The organism is Microcoleus sp. B9-D4 (assembly GCF_036705105.1).
GTDB lineage: Bacteria > Cyanobacteriota > Cyanobacteriia > Cyanobacteriales > Microcoleaceae > Microcoleus.
On record NZ_JAUBTS010000077.1, the window covers coordinates 21,469 to 27,710 of the forward strand.

Annotated in this window: 7 protein-coding genes; 4 read left to right on the forward strand and 3 right to left on the reverse strand. The window is 45.5% G+C overall.

Features of this window, described 5'->3' with window-relative positions; translation table 11 throughout:
• Positions 1 to 69: 69 nt before the first annotated feature.
• The gene (locus tag QUB24_RS29300; RefSeq protein WP_333157129.1) at positions 70 to 642 is read right to left on the reverse strand and encodes a hypothetical protein; all 573 of its coding nucleotides are present in this window, start codon (positions 640 to 642) and stop codon (positions 70 to 72) included.
• A 58-nt stretch (positions 643 to 700) separates the two neighbouring features.
• Between QUB24_RS29300 and QUB24_RS29305 the strand changes: the two genes are divergently transcribed.
• On the forward strand, positions 701 to 1,126 hold the full coding sequence (locus QUB24_RS29305) for a DUF2358 domain-containing protein (protein WP_015176223.1): 426 nt from the start codon (positions 701 to 703) through the stop codon (positions 1,124 to 1,126).
• Positions 1,127 to 1,291: 165 nt separating this feature from the next.
• Positions 1,292 to 1,705: a fasciclin domain-containing protein gene (locus QUB24_RS29310; protein ID WP_333157130.1), complete on the forward strand. Its 414-nt coding sequence runs from the start codon at positions 1,292 to 1,294 to the stop codon at positions 1,703 to 1,705.
• 189 nt (positions 1,706 to 1,894) lie between these two features.
• On the opposite strand, the gene QUB24_RS29315 is transcribed toward QUB24_RS29310, so the two are convergent.
• Positions 1,895 to 3,361 (reverse strand): glycoside hydrolase family 13 protein, encoded by a 1,467-nt coding sequence (locus tag QUB24_RS29315; protein ID WP_333157131.1) that lies wholly within the window; start codon positions 3,359 to 3,361, stop codon positions 1,895 to 1,897.
• Positions 3,362 to 3,768: 407 nt separating this feature from the next.
• On the opposite strand from QUB24_RS29315, the gene QUB24_RS29320 reads away from it, so the two are divergent.
• Both QUB24_RS29320 and QUB24_RS29325 read left to right on the forward strand, forming a co-directional pair.
• Positions 3,769 to 4,083, forward strand: coding sequence for a hypothetical protein (locus tag QUB24_RS29320; protein WP_333157132.1), 315 nt, complete (start codon positions 3,769 to 3,771; stop codon positions 4,081 to 4,083).
• 184 nt (positions 4,084 to 4,267) lie between these two features.
• The gene (locus QUB24_RS29325; protein WP_333157133.1) at positions 4,268 to 5,557 is read left to right on the forward strand and encodes a glucose-1-phosphate adenylyltransferase; all 1,290 of its coding nucleotides are present in this window, start codon (positions 4,268 to 4,270) and stop codon (positions 5,555 to 5,557) included.
• Between the two features lie 225 nt (positions 5,558 to 5,782).
• Here QUB24_RS29325 and QUB24_RS29330 read toward each other — a convergent pair whose 3' ends face one another.
• Positions 5,783 to 5,986: a hypothetical protein gene (locus tag QUB24_RS29330; RefSeq protein WP_333157134.1), complete on the reverse strand. Its 204-nt coding sequence runs from the start codon at positions 5,984 to 5,986 to the stop codon at positions 5,783 to 5,785.
• Between the last annotated feature and the right edge of the window lie 256 nt (positions 5,987 to 6,242).

A 6,242-nucleotide genomic window follows, 5' to 3' on the forward strand; every position in this document is an offset into this window, starting at 1 on the left:
CATCAACATCGGTTGCGTTGGGTTTCGTTCCTCAACCCAACCTACGGCTAAAATGATGTAATAACATTTTTAATTATCCATCTGCCGTGCCGCGCGAATGGTTGGGGGAAATACGCCTACTAAAAGTGCGAAAGCTTCATCGGGAATTTGTGCCACCGTTTCCGAATCCAAATATTGTTCAAACTGAGTTAAAACCATTTGTGCGCGTTCCAAAGCTGCCGGCTTTGCCGTTAACTGTTCCATTAACCGCACCCACTGTCGCCGAATTCCCAAAGCTTTCTGTATTTCTTCGGGAGATTGAGGGCAAACCAAACAAAAATCGCCCACGGGAATCGCCTGCTGAGAGTCAACATCAAAAGCGCCCCCAACGGCAGCCCCAGGCCCGGCAAACTCCGCGTGGAAACGTTTAATCAAAATTAGGCCGTTCCGGCGACGGCTATCTACCATCAACAGCTTGCCGCTGTTGATTTCTGCGAGAATGTCAGAGGAGTGGGGGTGTTCTGTCAAATCTGTGCCAAGGTTTCGATTTCGCAAGTCCGGGTCAGCAGAAAGGCCGAGGCGGACAATATAATTAGAGGTAAGATTAGAGCTGGATGAAGTATCAATTTTTTTCTCCTCCCGCTGCTGATCGAGATTATTCATTTAAAGTCATAAATTAATACTGTCACAAGGTGGTAGTTTGAGCGCGATCGAATATCAAATGCAGGTAGAACAAGCAGTAGATACCCTGAAAGCGGATCTCCCGACGCTTTTTGAGAAAGACATCTCCTACGACATCTACACAAAAGATGTTTATTTTCAAGACCCTGTTAACAAATTTAAAGGAAAAATCAACTATCGCATTATCTTTTGGACTCTGCGATTTCACGGGCAGCTATTCTTTAGCGAGATTTACTTCGACCTGCACGACGTAGGTCAGACAGCCCATGATACTATTGTGGCAAATTGGACTGTTCGCGGGACACTGCGGGTTCCCTGGAAAGCTCGGATTTTTTTTAACGGCTACTCTACTTATAAACTGGATAAGGACGGCTTAATTTACGAACATATCGACACCTGGGACAGAGAGCCCGGAGAGATTTTAAAGCAGTTTTTCCGCAAGGGAGAGGAGGCGACCCAAGTATAAGCCAAAAAGGTCGATCGCGCCTCGCCATCAGAGCCAGCCACCGAATTAACTTATAATGGTTAAAATAATCATCATCCCTCCGATTCATTTTCTGTTATTTGTAAATTGCTAAAATGACTGTCGCCTCTGATTCAATTTCTGCTATTTGCACTCCTGAAAAACATCATGGCTGATATTGTCGAGACTGCCACCAATGCCGGTTCTTTCAAAACCCTCGTGACTGTTATTGAAGCGGCTGGTTTGTTAGAGTTATTGCAAAGTCCGGGCCCCTACACCGTCTTAGCACCCACTGACGAGGCATTTGCAAAAATTCCTACGAACACTATTACGTCTTGGCTGGAAGACATACCCAAGCTCAAGAAAATTCTGACTTATCACATTCTGTTTGGCGAGGTACTAACTGAGAACTTGCTTGAGTTGAGTTCTACTGAAACAGTGGAAGGTTCTGTGGTGGGAATTGATACTTCAGACGGCATTAAAGTGAATGATGCTAAAGTTCTCACTTCCAATATTCTTGCCGACAATGGCGTCATCCATATCATTGATGCGGTGCTAATACCAGCATTGGTTGCAGCATAATCAAACTTGCGGCATCTCTAAATTTAGTAGGGTGCTTATGGGCGCACCTTACATTTTAAACTAGAGAACTTACGCAAGTGTCACAATTAGTAAGGTGGGTCAGATCCCAAGCCATCGATCATCCGTCCATAACTCGGTCTGACGCACCCTACAAGTCGATTGGATCGTGACACTTGCGTAATTGCTGAACTAATTATCCCAACCTAAAATCAATCCTGAGCGCGCCGGCAGCATCAATTCTAAAAGGCGAGTTTCCCCGTCACCTTTCCAAACAAACTCGCCTTTACCGAACAGCAATTTATCGTGAGGAGATTTCAAACTAGCTGGCTCAAAGCTAATATTAGCTTCTTCGGTCGCGACATTGACAGCAACAACTATTTCCTCATACCCCAAAATTCGGGCAAAAACGTAAACCGTTCCCTCAGCAAACAGAACTTGATACGAACCAGTGCGGAGGGCAGCGTATTTCTGCCGCAAAGCTATCAACTGCTTGTGATAATCTAAAACATCCAGTTCCCAGTGAGCTTCTAAGGGAAAACCGCGGCGGGAATCGGGGTCTAGAGCACCGGGCAAACCAACTTCATCGCCGTAGTAAATGCTAGGAGCTCCGGGAAAAGTTAACAGCAGCAAAGTTGCGAGTTCGACACTAGCTTTATCGCCTCCTGCAATTGTTAACAACCTCGCAGTATCGTGACTGGCCAACAAATTAAGTTGAGTTAGCTGTATTGGCCACGGGTACAGTTCCAAAACCTGCTGAATTTTGTCGCCGTACTCTTTAGCAAAAAGCGGCGGATAGGGATGGTAAGCACGGCCTTCAATTTGAGTTAAATCTACCCTGTCCCCCGCTGCAAAAGCAATAGTCGGTGCAGCAAAAAGATAATTCATTACCCCGTCAAATTGAGTACCGTCGAGCCATTCTGTCGCATCTTCCCAAACTTCGCCCACAATGTAAGCTTCGGGATTAACTGCTTTAACTCGGTCTCTAAATTCCTGCCAAAATCCCGGAGTTTTAATTTCAAAAGGAACGTCCAGCCGCCAGCCATCGACGCCGAATTTAATCCAATATTCGGCGATTTCCATGATGTATTCTCGCACTTCTGGATTGTCGTGATTGAATACAGGAAGGGCTCGATTCCCGTCCCAACCAGCATAATTAGCAGGAAAATTGCCGTCGTAGGCCGATAGCGGCCAGCCTTCAATTTTAAACCAATCTACCCAAGGAGAATGCGGGCCGTTTTCGAGGATGTCGTGGAAGAAGAAAAAGCCGCGGCTGGCGTGGTTGAATACGCCGTCGAGGACAACTTTGATATTGCGATCGTGGGCGGCGTCTAGAAGATCTTTAAAAGCTGGATTGCCGCCCAACATCGGATCGACTTGATAGTAGTCGTGGGTGTGGTAGCGGTGATTGCTGGCCGACTGAAATATGGGGGTGAAGTAAATTGCGTTAATGCCTAAGTCTTGCAAGTAGTCTAGCTGTTCCATCACGCCCCACAAGTCGCCGCCTTTGTAGCCTTGCAGGGTGGGGATTGCGTGCCATTCTTCCCACATGAAGTTTTGCAGCATACGTTTGCGAGGCTGTTTGCTTTTGGCGAAGCGATCGGGGAATATTTGGTAGAATACGGCGTTTTTAACCCAGTCCGGCGTTTGAATTTGCATACACTTTTTCTAGCTTTTACGGCTTAGGCTACAGTAGCAGAGGTTTCTAGGGGATCTAACTTTTGGTAGAGAATAGACATTTTATCCCTTTTTGTTGATCGACAAATTGTAAAATATTACACAAATTTGCAGTCAATCTAAGATGGAAAACTGACTTTACCTAGAAATTTATCGTCCCGACGGGCGGCGCTTCCTGAGTGCTGTGGAGTCGGGCAAACTCAGATAACACAAACGCCAGCAAAAAGAACCGGATCAAATTCAAGCAGAACCCGATCGCACTTTGATCCCCTACAGAGCGTCAATCGATTTTAGATTTTAGATTTTAGATTTTAGAATTGAAGCATTGACCCCACGGAGAAATTCGCGGGGCAAGTTTCATCAGATACAGGTTTTTTATTTCTGGACGGATGAATCACGTGGCGGGTATCCTGGATGCTTTCGGTCAGCGGGCGTGGCGGTGCGATAGACCGGCCTTGAAAAAGAACAATAGCGCCATGAGCGTCGATCGAGAAATTGCCAAAACGGGGAATTTACCCAAAAAACTTGTAATTAACAGCCAAAACCCCGAACCTTATTCTTTTGTTAAACTGCGCTTATTTATGGAAGGGTATTTTAACTCACAACTCAAAAATTTTTTAAATATCCATATGGTATTGATGGGTATTTTAACTCACAACTCAAAACTCCTAAGTCCAGACCCGGACACACTCCAACTCTCATAAACCTGATTTTTTAACTCTTATTGAGGGTTTGAAGAAGTATTTGGATTAAACAACCTGGTTTGTGGGTAAGCGACTCAACTCATAACTCAAAACTCAAAACTTCCTTGCTCCCCCCCCTTGTCAAGAAGCCCTCACCATCCGACACTGTACTTGGAGAGTTAATCGACCCTAGGGAGAAAGTTCCTTGAAAAAAGTTTTAGCCATCATCCTCGGTGGCGGTGTAGGCACCCGCCTTTACCCCCTAACCAAATTGCGAGCCAAACCCGCAGTTCCCCTCGCAGGCAAATATCGCCTCATCGATATTCCTGTGAGCAACTGCATAAACTCGGAAATAGTCAAAATCTACGTCCTCACCCAATTCAACTCGGCATCCCTCAACCGTCACATCTCTCGCACCTACCAGTTTTCCGGCTTCACCGAGGGATTTGTCGAGGTGCTCGCCGCCCAGCAAACTCAGGAAAACCCCAACTGGTTTCAAGGGACAGCCGACGCAGTTCGCCAATATCTCTCGCTGCTAGAACAGTGGGACGTTGATGAATACTTGATTCTTTCGGGCGATCACCTGTACCGCATGGACTACCAGAAGTTTGTGCACAGACACCGCGAAACCAACGCGGATATAACCCTCTCGGTTTTGCCAATGGACGAGAAGCGGGCCTCGGATTTTGGTTTGATGAAAATCGACGACACCGGCCGCATTGTTTCTTTCAGCGAAAAGCCAAAAGGCGATGGGCTCAAACAAATGCAGGTGGATACTACTACACTGGGACTGACAGCGCAGCAGGCTCAGGAAAGTCCTTACATTGCTTCGATGGGGATTTACGTCTTCAAAAGAGAAGTTCTGATTAAACTCCTGAAAGAATCTCCCAACCAAACTGATTTTGGTAAAGAGATAATTCCGAATTCTGCAAAAGACCACAACGTTCAAGCTTATTTGTTTGACGATTACTGGGAAGATATCGGAACCATTGAGGCTTTTTACGAGGCTAACTTGGCTCTGACAAAACAGCCTCAGCCGCCTTTCAGTTTCTATGATGAAAAGGCGCCGATTTATACTCGCCCGCGTTTCTTGCCGCCGACTAAGCTTTTAAATACTCACGTGACTGAATCGATTATTGCTGAAGGCTGCATTCTCAAAGAGTGCCGGATCGACCATTCTGTGTTGGGAGTTCGATCGCGCATTGAAGCTGGATGTACGATTCAAGACACCCTGGTCTTGGGTGCTGACTTCTACGAACCCGACGCCGAACGGCATTCGAGTTTGGACAGCGGCGGCGTCGCCCTCGGTATCGGTGCAGATACTACAATTCGCCGCGCGATTGTGGATAAAAATGCCCGCATCGGCCGCAATGTTCAATTAATTAATAAAGACCGAGTGGAAGAAGCCAACCGCGAAAACCAAGGTTTTTACATCCGCAGCGGCATTATCGTAGTCCTGAAAAATGCCACGATTCCTGATGGAACTATCATTTAGTTATTAGTCATTAGTCATTAGTCGTCAGTCATTAGTTTTTTAAGTTAAAATCTGTTACCTGCTTTTCAAGTGACTGATGATAAATAATGAAATTAGTGACAGATCACCAATGACCGATGACTGATGACTGATGACGAAATTCATTCTTTTTTTGTTGATTATTAATTCCCACCGCTGATGCGAGGTTGTCGAAATACTTGGCTTTATTCAAAGGCTCGCGCATTATTAATAAGCGACCGTCTCTGTTACTGTCGGCCGTGAGACAGATATGTCCGATCGCCTGCGTCTGGCGAATAACTTCTGGTTCTTGTATTTGCGCTGGTAGCACGACTGACAAATGCGCTGCCCGTTTCTGAGTACCACAGCACTCTCGGAACTATCTTTCCAATCGTCGCAGCAGCCGCAAGGCCAACTTAGCAAATAATTCATAATCTTAGCACCCTCGTAGCGTTAAAAGCTTATCGCTATACTATCCTATCTTAATGTTTTATAAAAGTGTGTGATGTAGCTAACAGACAGCGGAGAAATTATGTTATATTACTTGGCTTTAAATCTATTCAGAGGTTGTAAAAATAAAATTTTATAGGACGGGTCTGGGGTCAATAAAAAATATCAGGGTAAGAGCATCTCAATCAAGCTTGACAAAAGGAGTTGAGAACAGTCATCATATAATCATTATTCATAG